Genomic DNA, 26,850 nt, shown 5'->3' on the forward strand with positions numbered 1-26,850 from the left:
ACCCCATTATAAGTAATCAATAAAATTACGTCTGAATTTCATATGCAGTACTGAACCAATTAGCAGCATTACGAACATTAATACCCAATAATAAATAGTGTATTCCCAGTTTTCAATGAAGAACCATTCTGTTCCAAAGAATGATGCACGATAACCTTCAATTAGGTACACCAATGGATTCAACTTCATAATAATCATCAAAGTCGGAAAATCTGACAACATCGATAATGGCCAAAGTACACCTGATAGATATAGGGCCATACGTAACAATGAATTCAAAAGTAAGTGTACGTCTCTAATCAACGTCGATAAGGTCGATGTAATCAATGCAAATGAATAGATTAATACGTAAGTTGCAAAGATATAATAGAACAACTGCAGAAAGTAAAAGCTCACATAATAGCCAGCAATTTGAAATACAATAAATGCTAATACCAACATAATGATATGCGTATAAAACTTAGAAAATATAGGAATATTCGGTATTACACTTAAAGGGAAATTCATTTTTGATAGCATCTTAAGTCTCGTATATATCGACTTTGATGCCTCAATACTTGCTTGGTAGAAAAATGTCCACACAATAAAACCAATGAACAGCCAATAGAAAAACGGTACTTCCATTCCGTTCATTTCAATCGGCGCTCTTTGTCTTAAGGTGCCGAAGACGAACCAGTAAATCATAATTGAAATTACAGGTGTTAAAACTTCCCAGACAATGCCTAAGTAGTTGTTTTGATTCTTACTCTTTACATCATAGGTCGATAATCGTCTCACTAAGTAGAAGTGAGCGATTTGTTCTTTTAGTACATTAAGCATGGATTTCATCTTAGTCACAACCTCAATTTTTCATCAATGGTGCATTATACAATCTTATTTCTTAGATGACAAATAACTTCCTCTGCCACTCTTTCAGAAGCATGTCCATCTTCTAATAAACAGAACTTGTCTCTAAACGCTTTTGTATTATAGATTTCATTAAAATCTGATGATTCGCTTTCTTTAATCACATCGATTAAAGCATCTGTTGTTTTTACGAGTGGTCCCGGTGCTTGATTTTCAAAATCAAAGTAGAATCCACGCAGTTTGTCACGATAATTATCAATGTCATAAACATAGAAAATCATCGGACGTTCTAAGTTCGCATAATCGAAGAAAACAGATGAATAATCTGTTATCAGTAGATCTGAAATGGAATATAGTCCTCTGATATCTTCATACTTAGAAAAGTCATAAATAAAGTCTTCATATCCTGATATATCTAAGTTTTCACTGACGAGATAATGTAGACGAAGCACGATAACATATTCCTCACCTAAAGCTTCATACATTTGTTTCAAATCAAATTCTAAATTGAATTTGTAACGTCCTTTAGCATGATAGGAATCGTCTCTCCAAGTCGGTGCGTAGAGAATAACTTTCTTATCTTCTGGTAAGTTAATTTCTTTTTTAAGATTACTAACGGCCGCTTCGTCACTATTTGTGTATAAGAAATCATTTCTTGGATAACCAGTCTCTAATACTGTCTTATCAAATTGAAAGGCACGTCTAAATATTTCCGTTGAATATTCATTGGGAGATATTAAAAAGTCCCACTTAGCCGACTCTTTTGTAAAGTTACGCTTATACTTTTCTGTATTTGTCCCAGGCATGTATACTTCATCCATATCTGTTGCTAATTTTTTTAGTGGAGTCCCGTGCCAAGTTTGAACATAAGTCGTCGTCTTAGGTTTAGGTATCCAGAGCGGTAGTCGACTATTTGTAATCCAAAGTGTCGCCTTATTCATATAGATCATCCAGTTCAATGAAAATCTCTTAATGTAGGGTAGGTCATAGTGTTCAAATGTTTCAGCATAACGCTTATCAACGCTCCATAAGAGTCTGTATTCTGGATGATGTATAGACATATATTCATACAGCGCTCTTGGATTGTCACTATACTGCTTGCCGAGAAAACTCTCAAAGATAATCAAAGAGTGATCCTTATTAAATAATTTACCACATAACCAAAATGATGCTTTATATAATTTTAAGCCTAAACTTTTTAATTTTTTCATTTTCACCACACCTGAATCATATTCAATATAATATAATATTATGCTATAATTCATAATACTACAAAATAGATTAACATTGCCTTAATTGGAGGAAATTTATAATGAAAAAAGTCATAACATATGGAACATTCGACCTACTACATACAGGTCACATTAATATTTTAAAAAGAGCAAAGGAATTAGGTGACCACCTAACTGTTGCTGTATCTACAGATGAATTTAATATGCTTAAACATAAAGAGGCGTATCATTCATTTGAAGAAAGAAAGCAAATCTTAGAAGCCATCCGCTATGTTGATGAGGTCATTGGAGAAGATAATTGGGATCAAAAGAAAAATGATGTTAAAAAACATAATATCGATGTCTTCGTCATGGGAAATGACTGGGAAGGTGAATTTGACTTCTTAAAAGATCAATGTGAAGTCGTTTACTTACCAAGAACAAGTGGAATTTCAACAACCAAAATTAAAGAAGAACTAAAGGGTTCTAATGATTAAAGAATTTGTCTTAAAGGTATATCTAACAGTGTTTAAAACTATTTTTTCTATCTTTAACATTCGACCTTTAAAAAATCGTACCGTCTTGCTCGCATCGTTTGGGGATAATATCCAACATGTCATCAATGAACTTAACAAAGAGACACAACAGCACATCGTTGTCCTTAAAGATCCAACTTGTCATTTCAGCTTTAAGCAAGCTGATCAGTCACTAAACTTTTCTTTAAGACAGCCAATTCAATTTCTAAAAGGTATATATTATCTTGCAACAAGCAAATATATATTTATCGATAACTATCAAGTGGTCCTTGCCGCCTGTGATTTTAGATCACAGGTCACCTGCACACAACTGTGGCACGCTAACGGAGCCGTAAAATATTTCGGACTTAGGGACAAAACAATCAAGTCAAGACCACAAAGTGCCCATGACCGTTTTAGAGATGTATATAAAAGGTTTCATAAGGTGGTTGTATCTTCAGATGATATGGCTTATATCTTTAAAGAAGCCTTTGATTTAAGAGATGAAAATATCTTAAAGACGGGTTTACCGAGAACGGACTATTATTTTAATCAAGCACTCGTATCACAGCGACGTGAAGAATTAAGGTCAAAACTCAACATAGCCAAAGAGAAAAAGGTCGTGCTATATGCACCCACCTATCGAGATGGTCAGTTAGATGAATATAAATTACCACTCGATTTTAAGCAGCTTGAACAAGCATTACCAGACTATTACTTTTTAGTGAAGCTGCATCCGGCTGTACAAGAATGTAAGGTAGATGATTCTAATTTCGTTAAAAATGTCAGTCATGGCTATAAAATAGAAGACTTGATGGCAACATCAGACATACTAATCACAGACTATTCATCCATCCCATTTGAATATTCCATCTTTAACAAGCCGATGGTATTCTTTGTTGATGACATCGAAACATATGAAGAAGAAAAAGGAATCTGGTTCGATTATGAAAAATATATGCCAGGACCAGTTGTGAAAACAAACTCAGATTTAATATCCGTTTTAAAAGAAAACAAATTTAATCTTGAAGATGTTAAAATTTTCAACCATCGAGTAAATCAATATGCCGATGGTCAGGCAACAAAAAAACTTATCCAAACACTGTATAAATAAGGACAAGGGATCATATGACTCCTTGTCCTTATTTTAGTGAACCTCGTCGTCAGTTCGTTCTAATTCAGCAATCTTATCAACTACACTATGATATATTCTCTGTGAATTATTATGGTCTTGATAATCAAAGATGCCTGATATATCGATGTCACCTGGTTTAAAGTTTAAATTGATTTGCTGTTGAATCAGATCTACTAATTCATCTTCTGTTCTCGCAATACTACCAATAAAAGTTTGATATAAAGGTCTTAACTTACCTTGTCTAAAGAACTTTCTCACATCAAAATGATAGTAGATCACCGGTTTGTTCATCAGTGTAAAGTCGAAGCTTACACTTGAATAATCTGTTATCAATAAGGCATGTTCAATCAGCAAGTCTTGAACTGTCTTCGAACCTAACTGAATGAAGTTTATATTTTTACTTGGATTTAAGATTTCATCGTTAAAGTACATCTGTGCTCTATAGTGCGGGTAGAAGTTTAATCTTACATCATTTTCTTCTAAGAGCTTAATCAATCTTTCGTTGTGAATCAGATTGTTGTAGTTATTAAAATATTGACTTGAGAGGAACTGCTCATCTGTATTAATCCAGTCACGCCAAGTTGGCATGAGTAAGATATCTTTCGTCTTGTTTCCTCTAGGCAATGAATCAAAGCGTGCGAGTCCTGTCACTGCAACTTCATCTTCATAATAGCCCAGCTTTTTCATGACAACCTGCTCTTTTTCTGGAGTACTTGAAACAATAAATAAATCAAATGGTAGATCATAGTACTTTCTGTGATATTCTACTCTCTTACGACCTAATACACCATGTTGTAAAAACACTTTTATAGTCTCTTCATAGTTAAAGAATCCTCTAGCTGGTTTGTAGGGTAAAAGATTTTCTAAATCATGTGTCCCTAATAAGACGCCGGCCTTAAATGTGACCTGATAATGTTCATTTGAGCCGAAGGCTAATACATTAGGGTCTGATGAAATACTCCTATAGTCAGGTGCAGTGTCTTCAATAACATAATAAGCATTGATATCTGTGTTTTCTCTTAAATATTTATAAAAAGCATATCCATTGTCTTGAGCTGTGTCATAACGCTCACCCACTAACCAAGTTGAATAATCTTTTTCAGGTTTTTCTATTGGCAATGGTACACCTTTTGGAATGACGAAACTTTCAACTTTTAGATTATTAAATGGTGTAGTCGTCACTAAGAAATAATGTGTACTGCCTTCTTCATCTTTCTCTGTTTTTACACCATAGTAATTATCTTTCTTATAGTCTGAGTACTTATATTTAATCTTCTCTTTTCTAATAATTTCCCCGTTCTCATGCACCATACCAATAAAGATATCTATAATTGTCTTATCCTTACTTTTAAGTCCCTTTAAATCTACCTTGGATAGATCCTTATTAAATTCTACATCGACTGGAACAAGCGCTTGTTCTTTTGAATATCGATCTTCGAATATCATGAACATACTTGATTCAGTAAAGTTCTCTCTACCTCTAGTATAACCTTTAAGGTGGAAGTTTTCTATTTCTGTGACTTGTCGCTTAATTCTTGGACGAGTCAAATTAAAACCTAAACCTTGATCCTTCCTTCTATATAACCATATCTTTATATTTTCATAGTGATATGAAATTAGGTGCCTTTCTCCGATTTTCGAACCTTCATAATCACTTAAATCAGGTTGCATAATAACTGGCTCATTGCCTCGACTTAAAATGCTAAATCTCTTTCTAGAAAAACCATCCATCAAGTCCTCAAAAGGAATGTTTGTATAATACAGTCCGTTGTTGTCAACACTGACATCAAATGTTGTGACGTCATTCGTAACAGCGTCATTTAGAATAACAGAATCTACATCTTCTCTAGTATCGCACTTAAAGATAAGCTGCATATAATCACTGGATACCTTACTTTGAACGTCAGTTAATATCACACTATGATTCTCGATAAACACCAAGGATTCTCCATTGTGATTTTCTACTGCTAAATGATGCGATTTAGTTTTAAGAGTTTTCTTTGGCCCTGTATAAGAGACTGGTGTTAGCACCAAATCTTCTAAAATACATAGGGTCGCTCGTCCCATTGTTACATTTGTGAAATCGTCCGCTGTAATACATTGACCATTTGATTTTTCACCGAGTTCGACTATCTTATTGGGGTATAAAAGTGCAAGGCAAGCATTATTATAGAATTTCTCTTTAACTGTTACTGACAGTCCCTCATAGGCCACTGAAATATCTTTGACTTCTATGCTTTCTTCATTAAAAGTGTATTCATTAAATAGCTGTTCAAGAATGATTGTCCCATTAACAAGTAAATTGTAGTATTGTTGGTTCTTTAAAAATGAAGTTTTTGTCTGAAGATTATCACTCATGCGTATAATCATATTTTTTCCTTCAAAACTCATTTTAATAGTTGAGTTACCTTCTAAATGCTCAAAGATATCATTTGTCAAAATAAGAGAAACAGTATTTTTATTTAATTCAAAGTCTAAGAGCACATTGTAAGCACCATTAGACAAAGTGAAGACGACAGACTTACTAGAATTAATATTATAAAAGTGCCTTAATGATAAATTGATAACAATCATCTCTTCAAACACAGAGATTCCCTCTACAGACACCTTTTTAATTATTAATTCACGCATACTCCTTGGTAGCATAGTTCTCAATCTATTTTTCAATGAACTCATTTTTAAAACTCCTATATATTAATGAACACTATTGTTATTGATAAGTTCATTTTACATGAAAATATCTTTACATTACATTAATAAAAGAGCCTGAACAACAAGTAGTTGTTCAAACTCTTAATTCTCTAAGAAATTCTCTAATTTCTTAATGTTTCTTTCCCATATAAAATCTGATTCTAATAGATTTCTCGCATTTGTTCTAAGTAAATTTTCATGAGCTTTATCATTCTTAATTTGTCTAATTGCTTGTACAAGCTCACTTGTCGTTGCATTTTCTTTAGCATAACCGACCAAATTACTATTTATGAGTGTGCTTGTATAACCACCTAGATTAGTCACAACTGGTACACCTGAAGCGATACCGTCGATAACCTTCCCTGGTAAGACCGTTAAAAAGACATCACTCTCTTTTAAGATAGAAAGCTGAACATTAGATGAGCGAATATCAATTAGACACTCTTCTCTTGTTTTTTCCTCTTCAAAGGTCACATATTTAAAATCATTGTACTCTATATATGATTGAAAAAGATGTGCATTTACACCATACCCAATAATTTTAAAGTGAATTTTTTCGTTTTCAAGTTGATGGGCCATCTCCTGAAGTTTTTCATAACTTTGTGCAAATCCAATATTTCCTGTATAGATGACTCTGAAATTATCCGGAGCCGTTTCGAATGCAACTTCTTCTTCTGTAAATGCATTAGGTAAGTACAGTTGAGGTTTTTTCGGCAAAATATTACTAATATAGGACCTAAACCCTTCATTATTAATGACGATTTTATCCGAATTTTTATAGAGCATCTTCTCCATAAATTTTAAAACTGGGTAGAATAGATCAATATTCATCTTATCTATATCTTTAACGCTATCTGGCCAGAGGTCACGTACTTCTAATATTCGTTTTACTTGATTGTTTTTCTTTTGGAAGAATGCTGCCCAAGGAATAAAGATATTAGGGGTTGTAACGTACACCACGTCATATAAATGCTGGTACTTCTTGACGTATACTCTCACCTTGTAGGCAAGCTCGAAATAATACAATAGGCGCATTGCCATCGATTTACTTTGCTTATCAGTACGCATTTTCAAGCGCATGATGTCACTTGACTCATTCATCTGGGCATTATTCCAATACTTATCCTCATCATACATTTTTTGATTAGGATATGAGGGATGTGTTGTCAACACTTCCACCTCATTATTTATAGATAGATATCGATATAAATTTTTTAGTCTATTGGCACCCGACCCGATTTCGGGGTAAAAGTTTTGTGTGATTAGTAAAATCTTCATAGGTCACCTATCGTCAATTTTTTATGTCTATTAATTATAACAAAGCTAAAGCCTTAATAAAATCAAAGTTTTTCATATAAGTCTTGTAAGATAGTTTTATCCATTTCCCAGTTATACTTATATTTCGCAGCCTTTGTGTTTTCTTTAAAATGCGTTCTTAAGTCGTTATCATCGATTAATTTCTGTAAGTTTTCACTAAGGGCTTTAATATTACCTGCTTCAACAGTCAAACCAACTCTTTCTCCCTCAATCACCCGTTCTATTTCAGGCAATTTAGAACCCAGAACAGGTACATGTGCCATCAGGTACTCAAAGAGCTTATTTGATGACGCTGAATAGTGATTAAAATTGGTATTCTCTAGAAATTGAATACCAATGTCAGCAGCCTTTGTGTATTTTCTTAAATCAGCATACGGTACACGCTCAATGAAGATTACTTTTTCTTCTAAATTGAGTGCTTTCATCTTAGAGATAAGATTATTTCTTTCCTTACCGTCACCAATCATAAATAAGACCGCGCCCTCTAAATCTTTGAAGGATTCTAGAAGTTTAAACAGACCTCTTCCTTCTTGCATACCACCTTGGTAGAGGACAATTTTAGTCTCATCCGCCACATGATACTTTTCCCTTAGAGGATACGTTTCGTAGTCATCTATATTATAAAGTTCAGAATAGTTATGTATAGCCAGTGGTTTTTCCTTATAAAGATCATAATGATAATCACGACGCGTTTCATTTTCGACAATAACTTCGTCGACAAATTTTAAAAGAAATTTTTCGATTTTATATATCGTATTAAAGTTATAGTGTGTACGACTTGTTTGTACTTCATGTGAATCATAGATAAGTTTCTTTGGCTTAAGACGTAATTTCGCTGAGGCAATGCCTTGAATTAATGTATTAAGATCATGTGAATGATACACATCAGTCTTATAGCGTCGACCTAATATGATCATCTTAAACATCAAGAGTGCATTAGGAATATGCTTTGATAAGATAGATGACTTTAATTTAGACGTTAAAAATTGTGGTAACTCATACTTTAACGGACGATTGACCACTATGTTCTTTTCAATTTCTTCAACTGGTTTTAGTTTCATCTCAGTCAATTCTTTTTTTGCTATAATAGTTACAGTATAATCAAGCTCAGCGAGCGCTTTGGCTTCACGTAGCACACGCGCATCATTTATAAAATTATTCCAAACAAACATCGTTACACTTTTCATTTGATTCCCTCAATATTTTAAGATATTATTTTAACTTACGTTTATAACACATTATAATAGAGTTTAATCTATTTTAAAATCTAAAGCAGAAATGAGACTTTATTTTGACTAAAAAAATCTTTTGGACAATTGTCGTTGTCCTATTAATTGTACTAATTGGCGTCGGGATATACATTTTCAGTCTTTATAATACATTCGATAAAGGTGTCTCAAATTCTTATGAACCAACAGACAGGGAGCGTTCAGATTTAAGAGAGGAAGATGCTTCAGTAGAAGATAGTTTTACAGTGCTTATTTTAGGGACTGATGAAAACGAATCAAGGGCAGAAAAAGACAACCTTGAAGGTGATAATTTTAGAACTGATAGTATGATTCTAGCGACCTTCGATAAGAATGAAGACGATGTAAAACTTGTGAATATTCCGAGAGATACACTATCGTACCTTGATACAGAAGGCTACTTCGATAAAATCAACCATGCTCATATGTACGGTGGTCCGAGCGGCTCTATGGAATCAGTTGAGGATCTCCTGAATGTGCCTGTAGATTACTATGTGAGACTCAATATGGCTGGTGTCGTTGACATCGTCGACTCTGTCGGAGGAGTGGAGTTCGATGTTCCATTTGACATGAATGAACCAAACCAAAACGATACTGGTCGTGTCAAACTAGAAGCTGGCACTCAAGAATTAGATGGTGAAGAAGCACTTGCAGTTGTAAGAAGCCGTCGAGTCGACTCTGACCTAGGCCGTGGTAACAGACAGATTGAATTAATTGAAGCCGTTCTAAGTAAAGTTAAATCGTCCGGTGGTTTAAATAAAATCGATGACTTAATTGAAGTTGTAGCAGATAATACCCGTCACAGCTTTACGACTGGTGAAATAAGAAGTATCGCTTCTTATTATGCTTTTAATGATATTACTTTTGATTCGACACAATTAAGAGGAACTGACTATTGGGCACAGAATGGTGGTTACTTCTATCAAGCAGATGAAGAACACCTATTTGTCCTATCAAACACTATCCGTTCTATTTTGGAAATGGACCCTTCTGCTCCTAACGATTTAATTAATATTAGACTAAGAGAATACCTCGTCCCTTATGAGTATTTTGATGACTATACTATGGAAGAATACGAGCCACAAGAATTGCCTTATTATGCCGAAGAAGGATATGAAAGTCCTTATGGCGATGGCTTTGATACTGAAGAATTCGACTATGAACAATCTGATGTCGAAGGTGAGACAGATTTAGAAGAAAATCCTGAAAATAACACCGAAGAAGAACAAAATACACCTGAACAAAATGGAGCAAACGAGGATAGTCAGGGTCAAGGGCAGTACGATGAAGGCCAATACGAGGAAGGTCAGAATAATGACAACGGTTATTATGATAATCCTAATCAAGGCCAAGAATCTGGTGGTTACTACGATAGCTACGGCAACTACATTGAAGGCGATCAAAACAACACTAATGAAAACGGGAATTACTATTAAATCATGATGTGAGGTGATTCGCTTGAGAAAATCACATGACAAAGTTACAAATATTAAAGAAATGATGGATAGTTTAGAAACACTCCTTAAGGATAGTAAAACACCAAAAATTGAAAATGAGTATTTCTATGTAAATCATAGACATAAGGAATTGTACCTTTCTCTCAGGAGTTATTTTTCTGAGAGTGAGGTCAATACAGAAGTTGACGCAGCATGTTATATAACAGCCCTGCCTGAAGTCTATGAGGTTGTTGATATCTTTGAATGTATTCATCCTATTGACTGGATTTCAGACAATGGACGTTTATCAGCACCTTTTAAGAAACTTAGGCCCCATATTCAATACATTGCACTTGCAGCAGCGGAAGCGAGTAACATTAAGTTTAATACTCGCCCTGCCCTTTCACTCGGCTTAGAGTACTGGAACATCGAACAGTTAAAAGTATTTTGGCAGTATACGATTATAAGAAGAAAAAATGCGATGTAGGTGATTATATGGAATTAAAAATTAGTGATGACAACAAATATTACAATGATTGTTTAGAAATTAGAAAAGAAGTATTTGTAGACGAACAAAATGTACCTTTAGAAATTGAAGTCGATGAATTCGAAAAAGAAAGCGTAAATATCATACTATTAATGGACGATCGTCCTCTAGGTACTGTAAGATACCGCGACATTGGTGATGATACCGCTAAAATTGAACGTATGGCAGTTAGAAAAATTGCTCGTGGCCTTCATCTAGGACAAGCACTGATGAACTTTGCTCATATTCATGCAGAAGAAAATGGATTTAAAAAAACCAAGCTCGGTGCACAAGTTCATGCCTTGAATTTTTATGAAAAAATGGGATACGAAGTTACATCAGATGAGTTTGACGATGCAGGGATCCCTCACAAATATATGGAAAAACAGCTGGAAGTATAAACTTCCAACTGTTTTTTTATATATTAAATGATTTTAATATTTCTTCAATTTTTTCTGTATCACCTAACTCACTTCCAAATAATAAATTATCTTCCTCAATCAATTGTTGAAGTACGCTACCTTTTTCATATAAACCCCAAATGCGACTACCTGAGGTAACATAATCACTATATTTAGATGGCAAGTAAGGATTAATTTTCTTATAATCTTTCGTGTTCGCATCACTTAATAACAGACAATCAAAGTCTTTTGTTACATTTAGAAATTCAAAATACTTTAGGTAAGTATAAACATTTACAATTTCTGATACACCTCCTTTAATAACCTCACTTCTAACTTTAGAAGTATTATTAGTGAAAATGTATAGTTTTGCTTTTAGATTTAATGTTTGTATCTGTTTGGCGATGCTTAATATATCGTTGGCACTTCTTGTTTCGTAAAAGTTGCCAAAATATCCAATATTAAATTCATTATGATCTAGATTGACATAATGTTTTTCAATATTATAGTAATATTCATCTAATGATGGGTGTATAGAGATTGTCGATTTTGATTCAACCATTTCTCTAAAATTATCATCAAAGCGCGCTAACATAGACTGTTGCTGATTCAAGTTTGTAAATACAATTTCATCTGCAAAAACAAAAGGTAAAACTTCGCACATGTTAAAAAGATTAGTATCAAAATACTTACCGTAATCTTCAGGCGCCTGTGCTTGTAGCTTTTTGACTTCTTTTAATGTAAAGTAAGTTCCTTTTCTTTCTTCGTTTTTAATATCTTGGAGAATTGGGTCTGAAAATTCAGCAACCCAGCGTAAATTATTGCCCGCTTCTCTTAGGTCAAATGCAGCCATATGAGATCCTGGCCAGAGTGCCCGTGAATAAATTTCATCATATTTGTTTAAATCAGTTCGGTTAAGTGCCTTTTCTACAAAAGCTTTTATGTGCTGTGGATTAGAAAATGACGATACTGAATTAATCATGTGACTCGAATCAATATATGGATTTGCAATGAATTCAAGTGAAGGGTCCATACCGCGTACAGACGTCATATCATTGTAGATGGCGTCTACCGGCTGTTTTTTTTCATTAATACGCTTAGCCATCACCACACCACTTGTATCAACAAATGGTGGGAAACAATAAGATACATATAAGGTTTTACTAAGCTCCTTATTCACCTGTTGATATGGGTAAAATTCATCCTGTTTATAACGAATTAAGTCCGTCACCTTAGAATAATCGTCCATATTATTCACTAGATACTTGTTTATAAATAAGGCTTGCGAACGCATTCTATCTATCAAGAGATTTCTAACATCTAAATCATCTTCATAACGTAATAATTCTTGCATTACATCTATGACGTGTATTCTATCTAGAACATTAAATTGAAAGGTTATCTTCGCACGTGATAAAGTACCCTGCCCTTTATATCGATAATAGATTGCATTTTTTTGATTAATCTTCACAATTGGTTTAAAGACCGTAACTATTTCAGCATAAAGGGCAACATCTTCACCATTATTTAATTCTTCATCGAACTGTGTATTCAACAAGAAACTTGTTGGCACAACTTTTGCACCGTTTAAAGATAAGTTCTTACCGACATCAAAATATTGATCTGGATATTGGTTTTTATTTTTAAGTTCTCTATTGATGACATTATTACCATGATCGTCTCTGCCATCTACAATCTCATGTAATTGATTAAGTACAATAGTGTATGGTTCCGCTTCTTCTAAGGCATGTTTTAAATAGTCTACAGATAAGGTATCATCTACATCTAAAAAAGTAATATATGCAAATGATGCATTGTTAATTCCGAGATTTCTTGCACGTCCGACACCTTGTTTTGCATACAAGACTTTATGTTTAAAAGGCTTATCTAAACTGTTAAATATTTCTTCTGAAGCTTCGTATTCTCCATTGAAAATAAACAACACTTCGAAGTATCTACTATCAAGAGATTGTTTTGTAATGGATTCAATTAATTCTTTTATAAAATCTTCACCACGGTGGACAGGTATAATTACACTGACACCATGAGATAGGTCAACTACAGGGAAAGGTGATTGTTCCTCAGGTACTTGTTGGTCATTTAGTATGGAGTTTTTAATTTTTTTTATTTGTTTTAAACGCTCTCTAATTTTTAAATTAGACATACTCATACACTACTTTCCGACAAACTTTTTCATCTTCAAACCTAATTTAATAGGAAAAAAACTTTGATATTTTTTAATTTGACGATTTAACCTGTCATTTTCATTTTTTAATACTGATATTTGTCTATCAATATTTTTAAGTTCATTTAGTGCGCGTTCTTCTTTATTAAGTGACTCCAAAGCTAAGTTTTTTAATTCTTCATAAGTTAATTTTTCCATATCACATACACCTTATAAATATTGTAACGCTTGTAAGTATCCCATAATCACTATAATAACTGATAGAAGACTTAAAAGCATGCCGTTACCTATACCAAACCTTGTGTCATTTTTCTCCATCGGTGCTTGTGAGGCACGTTGACCATCAACCATTGCTTTCTTATAGCGTTTTTGAACATGTTTTGGTTTTATGTTGTATCCTCTGACAAATCTAGCATATAATCCTACTACTGGAATACAATCTCCATATTCTTTTAGTTCTCCAAAATGAATCCATGCTGCCTTATTACACATTTTCTGTATTTGAGGTATAGAGTGACTGACAAAAAAGATTGTTTTGCCTTCTTCTCTAAAGCTTTTCATCTTCTCAATGCACTTATTAGCAAAAGTATCATCACCGACTGACAGTGCCTCATCCACAATAAGTACATCTGGATCAGTATGCACTGCAATAGCAAAGCCCAGTCGTGACATCATCCCGCTTGAATAGTTCTTAATCGGTTGATCTAGGAAGTCCTCAAGTTCTGAAAACTGCACAATATCATCATAACGCTCTTCGATTTCTTTCTCACTCAAACCGTGCATCAAACACTTCATATGAATGTTTTCTTCACCTGTTAATTCAAAGTTTAAGCCCGCAGAAATTGCAATCAAAGACGGTTTGCCATCGACATAAATATCTCCTGTTGAAGGTGATGTGACACCGCCTAGTAAGTTAGATAAGGTCGATTTCCCTGAACCATTAAGTCCAACAATACCGACAGAGTCTCCAGGTTCGACTTCAAATGATACATCTTTTAAAGCATAGTAATATTCTTCTTCTTTATTTAAAAATGGAAATAGAATCTTCCATAATTTCCTTTGCTTGCTCGTTGTATTAAATACTTTAGAGACATTATTTACTTTTACTTTATAAGTCATTTAATCACTTCCATCTCGAGTGTTATTTAGAACACTTGATGTTTTTTACTTGATAAGTCGCTTTATCTATATCGTTAGCGAGCTGTTTAAAGGTCGATGCATACTTTTGATAATCGTGTTGTCTTGTAATATACAGCTTCTCTTCATACGTCTGGTCTAAAATACTCTCTCTTTCAGTAAATGCCCAAATATTTGAAAGACTACCACGATAATCACTGAGTTTTGAAGGCACATATGGATTATATGGTTTAATGCCAACTGTTTCTGCATCAAATATTAATAATGCATCCATTAGGTCTGTTAAGTTTAAAAACTCGAAGTACGGTGCATATTGGTTCATCACAATGTAATCCTTAAAGGCGCTTTGATTGTAAAATCTCATCGTCTTACGGTTTAAGTTAGTAAACACGTGAATCGTAAAGTTATTAATATTGGCTTCGTATAGGTATTTCGCCACTAATTCGATTTGTCTAAAACCACGGGTATCGTAAAAATTACCAAAGTATGCAATATTGATCTTATCCTGTTCAACCTTATAGAAGGATTTCACGAGTTGATACATATCTCTAGGTAAGGTTGGGTGCTGACTAATAATTGCCTTGGATTTGACCAATTCTTGAATATCTTCATCATACCTTAAAAGCATATAATCTAGCTGATATTTGTTCGTAAAGATGAGTTCATCAGCATACAAGAAAGCAACAACTTCACAGACATTAAATGAATTGTCATCAATTAAATCACTATATTTTGGCCCAACAAAGGCTTTTAAATCTTCGATATAGTCATCATCTTCAATAGGTGCATGCCTTAAATTAGAAGACACATCTGTTACCAAGGGATCTGAAAACTCTGCAACCCATTTAATTGATTGGTTAATTTTCTTTAATTCGAATGCTGCAAAGTGAGAATGTGGAAACATAACACGAGAGTACATTTCATCGTACTTGTCTCTGTACATCTTATAAGCATGTAACACACCGTCTATATAATCTTCGATACTTTGCCAACTACTAAAGGCCTGGGCACCATTTAAGACAATTTGCGAATCTAATAAGTGACTCATAATGTTCATGAGTTTTTGGTCTTTTTTTCTAATTCTACTCATGTCATTAGAAATCACATCCACGACTTGTTTGTCTTCAAAAATACGTTTTGCCATCACATTACCACTCGTATCGTTAAACGGAGGGAAACAATAAGCCAAGACTAATTTTTTAGCATCGCCCTTATTTAAGGATGCATAATAAATGCTCTTAATACCATAGGATTGCAATTTCTCAATTAATTCATCCTTTGAAATAAGACCCTTATCAATGCAGTTTCTTAAATGAGACGTAAACATCTTATTGAAGTGATTCAATACGTCAGCAACTTCATCATCAAAGCGTTTTTGTAGTATGTTATCCACGTATTTAATTAGATTGATAATGCCATCTAAGTCATTTGTTAACCCACGAGATAACTTCCCTGAAACCTTTAGAGAATCGCTTCTTCTAACATGGCCATTAAGATTTACTAGAGCAAGTAAGTTTGTCATCCAAACATTGAATCTAAATGTAAAGTTCTCGCTAAATTCATGGTAGAAAATTAAATCACTCGGTATTAGACAGTTGGTCTCTTTAATGATTTTATCGATGGTAAAGCCATCAAATTTATAGTCTTCAATATGATTGTCTGATAAAAATTTCTGATAGATTTTAGCATCGACTGATTCATTATTATCTACATCGATGAGATATAACTTATCCACTTCTAATCGAAAGGCTTCATCACCTAATTTAAGGGATAACGATTCATCTAAAATCAGTACATGCGAAAGGCCAATATAGACTTTTGCATCTTCAACCTTGCCCTTTAAAACAAGCTGGTTATCAGCTTTACAATGACTATTTAGAGACTCGTAAACTCTGTCATCTGAAGTGACCAAGATCATCTCAAGGTCAGATCTTCCTGCTACTTGTTCTAAATTTTTTAAAGCGAAATTCGTATTTGATACGACCTCTTGGATGATGGTCAGGCCTTGTTTATGTTTATGAGACAATGAAGAAATGACACTATTAATATATTCAGAATTAGCATCTTGAACGTTGACTCTATTAACTAACTCCATTAATATCCTCTTTTCTTGTTCCAGTATGCAACTTGAAGTTTGCCGAGCTTAGATTCACGGAGTTGTTCAAGTCGTTTTAAGGCTTGCTTATATTTTTCCATTAGATCTAAATAACGTGTTTCAAGTTCATCATCATTGATTGCACCTGATGATTATTCAAGTAATTGCTTCTCTCTTTGTAACTGGGCAATTTTCTCATTGTTCTTACCCTGTTCTCTTAGCAAGCTTTCAACAATCTGAAGCTCATATGATTTATTTTTCTCTTGAATGTTAATGTTTAAACGCTGATATTTCTTCAGTATATGGTCACTTTTCTCACCAAGTGTGAACACAAAAGCATCAGATTTATAATCTATATCTGCAATGTTTACAGCTGAACTTAATAAGGTGTCATTTAGCTGGTCATCGTTGATGATGAGTTGCAGTTCACTATCAGTCTTTAATTCATTAATAATCGTCCAAACATCAATCACCATCAGAGGCCTTAAGTCAAGGTATCTCGTTGTGTCATATTGTTGTAGTTTTGACAATAGAGTCTGATATCCTTCTTTGGTATCTAAGACTAGAGTCGCTGACTTAGCAGTTTCATTGTCATCATATTCAAGGAGAAACCTACTCATTTGACGCCACCTTCTTAAAATTGACTGTGGATTTATCAAAGACACGAGAATTTTCTTTTTGACTTTCCTTAGCATATGCTGTAATCGTGTATCGGCCTTTTGGAATATCGAAGCTAAAGGTATTCGACTTTTGATAGCCGGTTTTTATCGTTTCAATCTTCCCTTTTCGGTCGATTAAATCAACTGCATATTCCATCTGTTCACCCGTTGCATCAATTATGATATCAAGCGTGTGACTTTGTTCAATATAGACATCGTTAAGCCTTAACTTTGGTGATGCATTATTTACGAGCTCACTTGTCTCTATTAGGATGCCTTCTATGTGCGCTTCTAAATCGTGATATGCTTTCTCCCAATTAACTCCAGCCATCTGTAATCACCTCAATTTCTTGATTTATAACGGTTTCTACCCCTGCTTGTTTACGGATACTTGCTGCAGCTTGTTGGCTAATCTTCTTAAATTCTTTAGTGTGTTTATAGAGATAGTCAATGGCATCGACCATGTCATCTAGATTATCTCTTTCTGCCAACATACCTGTCTTCTTATGTTCGATAAATTCCGGTATACCACCAATGGCATTCGTTACCGGAACTAAGCCACTACTCATCGCTTCTCCTAGTGAGACACCTTGTGAGTCGTGTCTAGATGGCCCTAAAAATATGCCATGTGCCTGATGGATTTCTGGAATGTCATCCTGTTTTACAAAACCTTTATGAAGATGAACGTTATCAAACTTCTTTAAAGGGTTAGTAATTACATTAAATAGCTTGCCATCACCATATAGATTAAATTCTAGCTTGTTGAAGTACCTTTTTGTACTTAACTTCTTAATGACATCAACTGTTATATCATTCGCATAGTTTTTTGCTGTGTAAGGTCGGATGCTGCATATATTTAAGCGGTCATCCTTAGTTTTCTTCTTGTAAGTAAATAGTGCATCATCAATGATGTTATGAATGACATAATTACGTTCTGGTACGACACCAACAAAAGGATCCACGTAAAGTTCTTTGAAACGCTTAGAGACATAGACGAACTTAATGTTTAATTCTTCTCTCGTCATGATATCTCTTAAAAACTCTCTTTGCGGTTCAAACACTATTTCTTTTCTTTGAAGTTGAGCATCTAATTGGCCAACGTCACTTAAGAAGTTATAGTAACGTCGGTGCCAGGCCTCAGCTTCAAAACCATGTAACCAGACAACAATATTCGGTTTTTTATGGCTAGGTAATTGATCTATGCCATAAAACATCTTTGGATTAATAAAGTGAAACAACACGGTCTTAAATGAATGTTCTTGTAAGTAGGATGCAATTTGATATTCATCCATGTATTTAATATGAACCCCATCGTAGAATTCATCTTTTTTTACTTTTGTTGTAATGACAACGACGTCTACAAATAAGCCCTTTTGTTGATAGGCTTTGACTCTTCTATGCAAAAAACTATTCGCATATAGATTGCCCATTGTTGGGTAGGCGTTACATATCATTAGGTAATTATGCATGGTTTACCACCTTATAAGTAATCGATTAGTTTGTAACGGAACTTTATGTGTAGATAAGCACCAATGACTAAGAGACTCAATGTAATGCCCCAGAAATAAATATGTTGCTCAAAACTACCATATAGAAGTCCGTCTCCATATATTAAAGCATTTCTAAAGTTCATCACTAGATATGCGAACGGGTTTAAATCAGAAATCATCTGTAATAATCCCCCACGTTCTCCTGGCTGCCAAAAAATGGGAGTTAGGAAAAAACCCATCCGAATGACATTTTGCAGCACATTTCTAAAATCTCGCACTAAAATAATAAGGGTGCTCATTATTAAGTTTATCGCAAAAATGATTAAAAAAGATGCGATTACAAAATATATTAGAGTTAAGAAATAAAGTGGATTCACATATCCTGAAAATAGCGATATTGCCATAATTATAAATGTCATAAAGGATAAGTTAATCAAACTATTTGTAAATGAAATTGACAGTAGGACACTCGATGGAAACCTCATTTTAGTAACCAATCCTAGCTGAGCATAGATTGCATTAGATCCACCATTAATTGCTTGTGATATAAATAACCAAGGGAACAGACCTGAAATTAAATACACAATAAATGGGATTCCTGCTTCAGGTGCAGTTGCACCCCTTAAACCTAAACCAAAGATTAAATAGTAAATCGCCGCTTGCATTAGCGGTTGTAATATATTCCAAAATAAGCCTAGGTAATGATTAGAATATTCACTTTTAACATTATAAATAGATAGTTTCCAGATAAGGTGAATATTTTGAAATTGTTCTCTAAATAATGCTATTACGTGGTTCATGGCTTTCCCTCTCATACATGAGTTTATATTTCTACATCTTGTTTATTATAATCGTTATCCACTAAGGTGTCATTTAAAACCCTAGCCTGGAAAAGTAAAAACTACGCCTCCTTACCACTAAATGGGTAAACGAAGCGCAGTTATAAAATTAAGTATATTAATGGCCTATTATTTTGCACTTAAAAATAATACCCTTGTTGTTTTTGTTAAGCTAAATAAATAACCGAGTATGACGGTGATCATTACACCAAAGGCTGTAAACTCGAAAACTGTGACATCATAGTTTAACACTGTTCTAATAAATATATTTACAGGAAGGTGTAAGTACATAATAACAATCGAGTATCTACCCACTGTTTTAAACACTTCTTTTATCGGGAACAGGGAAATTAAATGACTGATATAAATTACTGGCATAAAGAACAGTAATGGGATAATTAAATCAAGAATAACATAGTTATATGAACTCATTTTTAAATTTAAGTAAAAATCCATATAGCCAGATGCATTCAAATAAATGGCAGCAACGGCTAATACTAAGGAAATCAATGCTATCACTAAAGAGTCCTTATACTTTCTTATAAAATCTTTACAAAAAGTTCCTAATGAATAAAAGAACAATGAAATCATGACGACATTCGCATTCCAAGGCCAATTGTATGCGGTGATTACCTCACTATGTCCGAGTATGAATAAGCCTAGAACAATTATAAACTTCAACCAGTTGTTCAATTTACTGATGAGACCAAATAAAAGTTGAGTTAATAAGAGCACAGTTATAAACCAGAAGATACCGTATGGTCCTTGTAACTCACTTCCCCCATAAATGAGTGCTTGTAAATGCGGGAAGAATCCACTTAAATCATCATAGTTAAATAACAGAAAAATCGCGATGCCGTACACAAAGTAAGGTAAGATCATACGATAGGTCTTTTTACCAGCCCACATAGGAAATTTTTTCAGTTCGATTTCTTTAAACAGTATACCTGATAAGAAAAAGAATAATGGCATTCTAAACCAGCCCAAATATATATCTAAAAAAGCGTGGCCAGCATGTCCAAGTACGACCAGTGTAATACTAATTGCCTTAGCAATATCTATCCATTCAATTCTTTCTTTCTTCACTTAATCACTCTCTACACACTCTAATCTCCGAAGAAATTAAATTTTTCATGATACCTGGATTATACTACCACAATATTTTTATTTTGTACTTCTTTCTACTATACGTTCTAACTGACCCATATCTACAAAACCTATAGAGTTCTTTTCATTAAGCTGCACATATGATGGCAACTTATTCTCTTTTACGAAGTCTGTCTTATTTCTCTGGAATTTACCAATAACAACCATCACACGATGAACAAGTGTAGTTAATTCATCGATAATACCTTGATTCAACTTCGACACTTCTAGATGAATGATTGGATTAATTCTATCTTTTGCAGGAAACATAATCGTTCTAATCCACTTCAATTCACTTTTGGTGAGTTCTTCTTTGGTTTTCAATTCCAGTATTAAGAAAGGAAAACGGTCCTCATCTTTAAATGCATTTTCATACTGTAATTTGAAGTGATAGAACTCAAAGCCATGTTCTTCATAACGAACCAAGTATTGGTGTTTTTCCTGCTGAATAAAAAAGACAGTTCCATATAATGTTTCCGGGTCCTTTTCCTCAGCTTTAAATTTATCGATAACATTGACGAGCTGTGAGTAATCTAAGAGTAGCTGACCTGCCTTGTGTCCCGACTCATTGCGTTTTTGTGTTAATGTTAGTTCTACTCTGTCTGAAGCCATTACAACTTTTTCAAAACCGTGAAATAAACTATTTGTCTTTAATTTATGCATTTCCCCATATGAATAGCCATTGACTTTCATAGTCGGCAAATAGGATTCAAAGATTAATCCTTCTTGTAACAACTTTCCTAACAGAAAGTCTACTGTTGATTCTTCGGGGATATCAATCTTAGTTATAGAAACGCCAAGATCAAAATCCTTCACTTTAACTTTTAACTTCAAGATGCTCTCTCCTTCTCCAACTGCAGAAATGCTTCTAATATATTTACTCTCATAACAACCAAGTCATTATTCTCATACATAGATTGTACTTTAACATCTCTTAGTTGAGAACTATTAGAAGGAATTTTGTCTGTAATAAATTGCATAAAAGTAATCGCATAGTCTTCTTTCACATTAGTCGCTTGGTATGGTGTATAAAATGCAGTTACATTATTATTATAGAATCCTTCAATCTGGGCCTGACTTTTACCTGAGTTTTCATGCCACTGTTCATCGTATTGACTCCAAAATCGATCTCTAAAGTCATCGAGAATTGTGTTTTCTTTTAGACAGTTTAAATCTGTGGTATCACAATCACTCGTGAAATCATCAATTGGTAATGAGTACAAGTGCCCGAATTCGTGGATTAAATTTCTATATGTGGATGGTTTGTCTAAATTATCTCTGACATCTATGCCTAAGGTCGTTCCATCTCTTTCAATTGACACAAAAGCTGCAGTATTTCCTTCACCGTCAGAGAACAAACGATAAGTATGTATAGCGTCTAAATATTGCTCGGGAAATACCCTTGTCAATGTGTGCCACAGATCTATAAACTCACCTTCGTTACCAGCTGGTAAGTCCCCTTTCACCGTTATATCTGTTAACTCAGTACCTTCAACCTGATAATCTATAAAATACGTTCTTGAGCGATTTTCAAAGAATATGTGTGGTTCATCACCAAAATCAATATATGTACTGAGCTCATTTAGATATGAATCCCCGAGCGCTTTACATTCAAGTACTGTATGGCAGTCTGGATGATCAATGGATTGTGACCACTCTATATTGCTTTCAATATGGCTTTCTGTCCCACTCAAGCGGTCCATCAGTAAAAATCCTAAATATGCCATGAGAAATAGACTGAGACCTATAAAGATTAACTGTAAAATATTTTTCCCTGCCTTATTCACTTTAGTTGGTGGCAAGTTGCGCTGGTTCACGCGCTTAATATCAATAATATTTTTATGCTGTAAGTACTCAATAATTTTTTCTTTGTGAAGATGATAATTCGGCAAGCCGGAACCATCAACTTCAACAATCGTCATATTTTCAGTATTTCTTATTTTAAATTCATTACATGTAAAGACAGTAATAGGCACCTTATGATTAATCGCAAAATTCCTAATCACTCTATAGTCGCGTTCATTGATATCAGTGGTCAGAATAATTTGGCTAATATTCTTTAAGTATTTTTCATTGTTCTTAAAAGTCTCAAACAAATTAGAACCAGCATTAAAAGTATCAGTATATAAAGTGCCGTAATCTACCGCAACGGATTTTGCATAATCTGTCATTATACCTTGCTGCCTCAAATGTTTTTTTAATATTTTCGTTTGATCATACTCAGTCGTACTAAAGTTTGTATGCAGATAAATGTCATCTTGAGTATACTGACTTAACAATTCAGCTATGGAATAACCTCCCACAAAACGGCCATCTTCTTGTTTATACAAGCCAGTTACCAGCAATAGACTCATCTTATCACTCCGTTGTTTTGTCAGTGAAATACTGCCGCATTATATCATTATGTTTAACCGTTCTATCTAATATATGTAAGGTGTTATCGTATTGCTTCATTGCACGTTTATAGTCATAATCCACTGTGACTTCCAATCCCGATACAAATTTAATCACTAAATGATGACCAGATTGTCTAAACTCTAATAGTTGTCTTAAATTTACCCAAAAAGGATTCTTAAAACGGCTACTGTTTAAAGGAAATAATACAAAATGAAACTTTTCATCAATCACTATAGGTTGTAACTTATGTATGTTATGTATTAGTTTAACATTTTTACGCTTAACTTTAAGATTAGAAGAATAAAAATAGATTAATATATCATCTATCCATTGTTCAGATGATTTTTCACTTAAAACTTTCCTATCCTGGTAGACCGCTTGACATAAATGATGGACATCTAAAATTGGCTCAATATATAAGACTTGGGGTGTCAATTCTGGAACAGTAAGCATATAGTCACCTCGTTATCAAATTTAGAAGACATACTTATTGTAACCTGCAGAGCGCTTAATTAACATCATTAAACAATATACTTAACAAAATGTAACATAAGGTTGTTTTAACATTCTTTTTTTACTTTAAGCTCTTATCTTTTTTCTATAAAAATTTATATATTGTAGCTATCCGGAAATAAGAAGGAATCGATTCAGATAGGACTTAAAGTGCTTGATGGAAAAATTTTAGCTTATGAACCAATGATACACAGTATTATATTCAAACTTAATATAAAATTCGAGCAGGATGAATATATGCAACTCGGTAGAATTGCAACTTTTGAGGCTTTAAAGAAGTTTGACTCATCTCGTACATCTTGTTCAGAAGCACAATTTGTCTATACGATTGTTAAACAAAGACTGATAGATCAGATTAGAAAAACATCACGGTATCAACACGCAGTACAAACGTTTCAGAGCCAAAGTACAAATGTGACTTATAATGATATATACGATTTTCTTTTCAGCTATACTAAAAACTTAAACAATAAAGAAAAACAATGGTTGGAAGATAGTTTATTAGGCTTTCCATTATCTCACACTGCAAGAAAATTAAATGTCAGCCTTTCTACTGCTAAAAATATTAGACGAACGACCAGAGAAAAAATTAGAAAGGAATTCTATTTGTGAAGAAACGACAACGATTTAACCCGACCTACTGGTTTTTTATCCAAAGTATGGTATAATGTCAGACATTATATTCTAGAACAGTGGAGGAATTGACATGGACGCGAAAAAGAAAGACAAAGAAGAATTAGATGTAAAAGTAGGTAACATTGTTAAATTTGATGGTATGCTCGGTAAAGTTGAAAAGATTAATGACAACTCTGTAATAGTTGATATTACAATTAACGACAACTTTGACGAACATGAAATGTTCGAGAAAACAGTTGTTAACCATAGAAGATATGAAATTGTAGACGATACGACTGCATAAATCAAAATGTACCAGGGTTTGAATGAATCGTTCAAATCCTGGTTTTTTTATTGCTATTTTTGAATATTAACTACATGCTATGATTGACATTGAATGACCATAAATATATATTTACATTAACATTGAAAAAATTCTAAAGTGGGTAATTAAATGAAAAAAATTCTTTGGACTATATTTATTATTCTAGGTGTCGTCCTCCTAGCTGCTGTAATTTATATTCTTTACCTATTTAACATGTTTAACAGCGGGGTCTCTGATTCATATGAAGAGATTGACCGTGACCGCTCTGAACTGCGTGTAGATGACGTCGATGCTTCGAATGATAGCTTTACTGTACTCATTCTCGGTATTGATGCTGATGCAGAAAGAACCCAAGATGGACAAATCAATGCGGATAATTTCCGTTCCGACAGTATGATTTTAGCAACTTTCGACCGAGAAAATGACGATGTAAAAATGGTGAACGTTCCTCGTGATACTTTATCTTATATTAGTTCGGTAAATTATTTCGATAAAATCAACCATGCTCACGCATTTGCAGGTCCAACTGGTGCTATGGATTCTGTTGAATCCCTATTGAATGTGCCTGTCGATTACTTTGTTCGAGTCGATATGAACGCAGTTGTTGAGATCGTAGATGCGATTGGTGGCGTTGACTTTAACGTGCCTTATGACATGAACGGTTTACAAGCAGGTGAGCAGCACCTTGATGGTGAACAAGCACTTGCTGTCATTAGAAACAGAAGTGTTGACTCCGACCTTGGTCGTGGTGTAAGACAAATGGAACTGATTGAAGCTGTTATTAAACAAGCACAATCACTTAGCTCACTGTCCCAAGTTGATGACTTAATTCAAATCTTTACGAGCAATACGAGTCACAACTTTGCAACAAGTGATATTCGTTCCCTTGCATCTCATTACTTATTTAACGATGTAGCTTTTGAATCAACACAACTCCAAGGTACAGGCTTTACAAGTGAATCAAATGGCATCTATTATGCATGGCCAGATGAGGAACATTTATTTGCACTCTCTAATTCAATTAGAGAAATGCTTGCATTGGATCCATCTGAACCAAATGATCTTATTAACATTAGATTGGGTGAACAAATCCAACCCGTTACGGAAGTCAGTACAGACTTACTTGAAAATTATGAATTAGAATCTAAGCCACCTTATGCTGAAGAAGGTGCTGAGAACCAGTACGGAGATGGTTTTGGAATTGAATAAGCAAGTAAAAAACTAGGCAATCAATTGATTGCCTAGTTTTTTTATAGATAGCGATGAACTAAGTCCAAATATTCAATGTCTTCTCTTAACTTCGCAAACTCTTCATCACGCATTGCTAAACTATGTCCAAGATATTCAAATGTATTTACTCTAGTTTTAAATCTAATGTCCAGTTCCATAATATGACCATTGTGTACATGATGGAATAATGGAACAGCTTCACCATGTTTACGACTAATGGTCATACTTTCTGTTTGCTTTTTATAATCACTTTCATAGTCTGCCCCAGTAATTAATATACCTGCACCTTCGATACTATTTTTAAGTGCATCGATGTGTTGCTCGTCTATTAGATTGGAAACAAAGACGATCACATAGTCCGGATTTTCTAAACTATGTATATATCTCAGCCACTTTTTCAAGGAAATCTGTAAGTTTTCAATGGCTACTTGCTTTGTCTTCTCTTCCTCATACCCACCGTATGCCCCTAGTACAGCTATTTTCATTCTATTAACATTTAATATGCGGTAAGGTTGGCCAAAATATGGCTCATGCGTATGTTTCTGCACCACATTCGTACATACCCACGGGAAATATGTTGCCCGCATCGCCTTACTTGTACGATCCAAATAGTTCAAATCCATATCGTTTAAAGTTGCAAATCGATACTTTAAATAATTCATACTCATGACGTGAGGATCCTGAGGCACTTTTATAGTCGAAGCACCACCTAGAGTTCCACCTAAGTCACAAAATACAGGTCGTTTTAAACCCTCAGTCAATTTCATACTGTTGACAGCACTAGATATTTTACTAAAGGTTACACCTTCTTTTTTTCCCAAACGATCATGCATATGCTGTGTGATATATAATTTGATATTAAAAAATTCCAACACCATAGAGGGTTCCTCCTCG

General features: G+C 34.1%; 25 protein-coding genes and 1 pseudogene. 8 read left to right on the forward strand and 18 right to left on the reverse strand.

Translation table 11 applies throughout. The features are described 5' to 3' along the window. Positions 1-6 precede the first annotated feature (6 nt). Positions 7-828, reverse strand: coding sequence for an ABC transporter permease (locus JEM45_RS04370; RefSeq protein WP_026867456.1), 822 nt, complete (start codon positions 826-828; stop codon positions 7-9). Positions 829-863: 35 nt separating this feature from the next. Then, a pseudogene (locus tag JEM45_RS04375) lies at positions 864-2,054 on the reverse strand (CDP-glycerol glycerophosphotransferase family protein); the annotation flags it as partial. Positions 2,055-2,158: 104 nt separating this feature from the next. Between JEM45_RS04375 and tagD the strand changes: the two are divergent. Next, entirely contained in the window at positions 2,159-2,554 is a 396-nt protein-coding gene (gene tagD / locus JEM45_RS04380) for a glycerol-3-phosphate cytidylyltransferase (RefSeq protein ID WP_026867454.1), read from the forward strand. Next, positions 2,547-3,686 carry a CDP-glycerol glycerophosphotransferase family protein gene (locus JEM45_RS04385; protein ID WP_198687888.1) on the forward strand — a complete coding sequence of 380 codons (1,140 nt, stop codon included), beginning with the start codon at positions 2,547-2,549 and terminating at the stop codon, positions 3,684-3,686. Before tagD ends, JEM45_RS04385 begins: the two co-directional genes overlap by 8 nt. A 33-nt stretch (positions 3,687-3,719) precedes the next feature. On the opposite strand, the gene JEM45_RS04390 is transcribed toward JEM45_RS04385, so the two are convergent. From JEM45_RS04390 to JEM45_RS04400, 3 genes are all read right to left on the reverse strand, one after another. Next, the gene (locus tag JEM45_RS04390; protein WP_198687889.1) at positions 3,720-6,383 is read right to left on the reverse strand and encodes a CDP-glycerol glycerophosphotransferase family protein; all 2,664 of its coding nucleotides are present in this window, start codon (positions 6,381-6,383) and stop codon (positions 3,720-3,722) included. A 117-nt stretch (positions 6,384-6,500) separates the two neighbouring features. Then, positions 6,501-7,676: a glycosyltransferase family 4 protein gene (locus JEM45_RS04395; protein ID WP_026867451.1), complete on the reverse strand. Its 1,176-nt coding sequence runs from the start codon at positions 7,674-7,676 to the stop codon at positions 6,501-6,503. A gap of 62 nt (positions 7,677-7,738) precedes the next feature. Next, positions 7,739-8,902 (reverse strand): glycosyltransferase family 4 protein, encoded by a 1,164-nt coding sequence (locus JEM45_RS04400; RefSeq protein WP_198687890.1) that lies wholly within the window; start codon positions 8,900-8,902, stop codon positions 7,739-7,741. Between the two features lie 104 nt (positions 8,903-9,006). Between JEM45_RS04400 and JEM45_RS04405 the strand changes: the two genes are divergently transcribed. The 3 genes from JEM45_RS04405 to JEM45_RS04415 are packed head-to-tail and all read left to right on the forward strand — an operon-like array spanning position 9,007 to position 11,325. Next, positions 9,007-10,398: an LCP family protein gene (locus JEM45_RS04405; protein WP_235678923.1), complete on the forward strand. Its 1,392-nt coding sequence runs from the start codon at positions 9,007-9,009 to the stop codon at positions 10,396-10,398. Positions 10,399-10,411: 13 nt separating this feature from the next. Continuing rightward, positions 10,412-10,885: a DUF2538 family protein gene (locus JEM45_RS04410; RefSeq protein WP_235678925.1), complete on the forward strand. Its 474-nt coding sequence runs from the start codon at positions 10,412-10,414 to the stop codon at positions 10,883-10,885. Positions 10,886-10,893: 8 nt separating this feature from the next. Next, the gene (locus JEM45_RS04415; protein ID WP_026867448.1) at positions 10,894-11,325 is read left to right on the forward strand and encodes a GNAT family N-acetyltransferase; all 432 of its coding nucleotides are present in this window, start codon (positions 10,894-10,896) and stop codon (positions 11,323-11,325) included. A gap of 16 nt (positions 11,326-11,341) precedes the next feature. On the opposite strand, the gene JEM45_RS04420 is transcribed toward JEM45_RS04415, so the two are convergent. The 12 genes from JEM45_RS04420 to JEM45_RS04475 all read right to left on the reverse strand — a co-directional run bounded on the left by JEM45_RS04420 (position 11,342) and on the right by JEM45_RS04475 (position 23,726). Then, positions 11,342-13,489 carry a glycosyltransferase family 2 protein gene (locus JEM45_RS04420; RefSeq protein WP_198687891.1) on the reverse strand — a complete coding sequence of 716 codons (2,148 nt, stop codon included), beginning with the start codon at positions 13,487-13,489 and terminating at the stop codon, positions 11,342-11,344. A 9-nt stretch (positions 13,490-13,498) separates the two neighbouring features. Then, on the reverse strand, positions 13,499-13,708 hold the full coding sequence (locus JEM45_RS04425) for a hypothetical protein (protein WP_026867446.1): 210 nt from the start codon (positions 13,706-13,708) through the stop codon (positions 13,499-13,501). 12 nt (positions 13,709-13,720) lie between these two features. Next, entirely contained in the window at positions 13,721-14,629 is a 909-nt protein-coding gene (locus JEM45_RS04430) for an ABC transporter ATP-binding protein (protein ID WP_198687892.1), read from the reverse strand. Positions 14,630-14,651: 22 nt separating this feature from the next. After that, positions 14,652-16,742, reverse strand: coding sequence for a hypothetical protein (locus tag JEM45_RS04435; protein WP_198687893.1), 2,091 nt, complete (start codon positions 16,740-16,742; stop codon positions 14,652-14,654). Between the two features lie 152 nt (positions 16,743-16,894). Beyond that, on the reverse strand, positions 16,895-17,362 hold the full coding sequence (locus tag JEM45_RS04440) for a hypothetical protein (RefSeq protein WP_198687894.1): 468 nt from the start codon (positions 17,360-17,362) through the stop codon (positions 16,895-16,897). Then, complete coding sequence (locus tag JEM45_RS04445; protein WP_026867443.1) at positions 17,355-17,732, reverse strand: hypothetical protein; 378 nt, start codon at positions 17,730-17,732, stop codon at positions 17,355-17,357. Before JEM45_RS04445 ends, JEM45_RS04440 begins: the two co-directional genes overlap by 8 nt. Continuing rightward, positions 17,719-18,870, reverse strand: a complete 1,152-nt coding sequence (locus JEM45_RS04450; RefSeq protein ID WP_198687895.1) for a glycosyltransferase family 4 protein — start codon at positions 18,868-18,870, stop codon at positions 17,719-17,721. The genes JEM45_RS04445 and JEM45_RS04450 overlap by 14 nt, the downstream gene beginning before the upstream one ends. An 11-nt stretch (positions 18,871-18,881) precedes the next feature. After that, entirely contained in the window at positions 18,882-19,691 is an 810-nt protein-coding gene (locus tag JEM45_RS04455; protein WP_198687896.1) for an ABC transporter permease, read from the reverse strand. A 168-nt stretch (positions 19,692-19,859) separates the two neighbouring features. Then, positions 19,860-20,816 (reverse strand): acyltransferase family protein, encoded by a 957-nt coding sequence (locus JEM45_RS04460; protein WP_026867440.1) that lies wholly within the window; start codon positions 20,814-20,816, stop codon positions 19,860-19,862. Between the two features lie 78 nt (positions 20,817-20,894). Continuing rightward, on the reverse strand, positions 20,895-21,710 hold the full coding sequence (locus tag JEM45_RS04465; RefSeq protein ID WP_026867439.1) for a hypothetical protein: 816 nt from the start codon (positions 21,708-21,710) through the stop codon (positions 20,895-20,897). Further along, a complete protein-coding gene (locus JEM45_RS04470; RefSeq protein ID WP_026867438.1) occupies positions 21,707-23,230 on the reverse strand; it encodes a hypothetical protein in 1,524 nt (507 codons plus the stop codon). The genes JEM45_RS04465 and JEM45_RS04470 overlap by 4 nt, the downstream gene beginning before the upstream one ends. A gap of 4 nt (positions 23,231-23,234) precedes the next feature. Next, complete coding sequence (locus JEM45_RS04475; protein ID WP_051220564.1) at positions 23,235-23,726, reverse strand: competence protein ComK; 492 nt, start codon at positions 23,724-23,726, stop codon at positions 23,235-23,237. Between the two features lie 210 nt (positions 23,727-23,936). Between JEM45_RS04475 and JEM45_RS04480 the strand changes: the two genes are divergently transcribed. The 3 genes from JEM45_RS04480 (at position 23,937) to JEM45_RS04490 (ending at position 25,935) form a co-directional block, all read left to right on the forward strand. Further along, positions 23,937-24,398: a sigma-70 family RNA polymerase sigma factor gene (locus JEM45_RS04480; RefSeq protein ID WP_051220563.1), complete on the forward strand. Its 462-nt coding sequence runs from the start codon at positions 23,937-23,939 to the stop codon at positions 24,396-24,398. A 94-nt stretch (positions 24,399-24,492) separates the two neighbouring features. Beyond that, entirely contained in the window at positions 24,493-24,705 is a 213-nt protein-coding gene (locus tag JEM45_RS04485) for a DUF2187 family protein (RefSeq protein ID WP_035857234.1), read from the forward strand. 150 nt (positions 24,706-24,855) lie between these two features. After that, the gene (locus JEM45_RS04490) at positions 24,856-25,935 is read left to right on the forward strand and encodes an LCP family protein (protein ID WP_166627197.1); all 1,080 of its coding nucleotides are present in this window, start codon (positions 24,856-24,858) and stop codon (positions 25,933-25,935) included. 41 nt (positions 25,936-25,976) lie between these two features. Here the strand turns inward: JEM45_RS04490 and JEM45_RS04495 are convergent, their stop codons facing one another. Continuing rightward, on the reverse strand, positions 25,977-26,834 hold the full coding sequence (locus tag JEM45_RS04495; RefSeq protein ID WP_198687897.1) for a bifunctional UDP-sugar hydrolase/5'-nucleotidase: 858 nt from the start codon (positions 26,832-26,834) through the stop codon (positions 25,977-25,979). Positions 26,835-26,850 lie beyond the last annotated feature (16 nt).

The organism is Jeotgalicoccus sp. ATCC 8456, assembly GCF_016313225.1.
In the GTDB taxonomy this organism is placed as follows: domain Bacteria; phylum Bacillota; class Bacilli; order Staphylococcales; family Salinicoccaceae; genus Jeotgalicoccus; species Jeotgalicoccus marinus.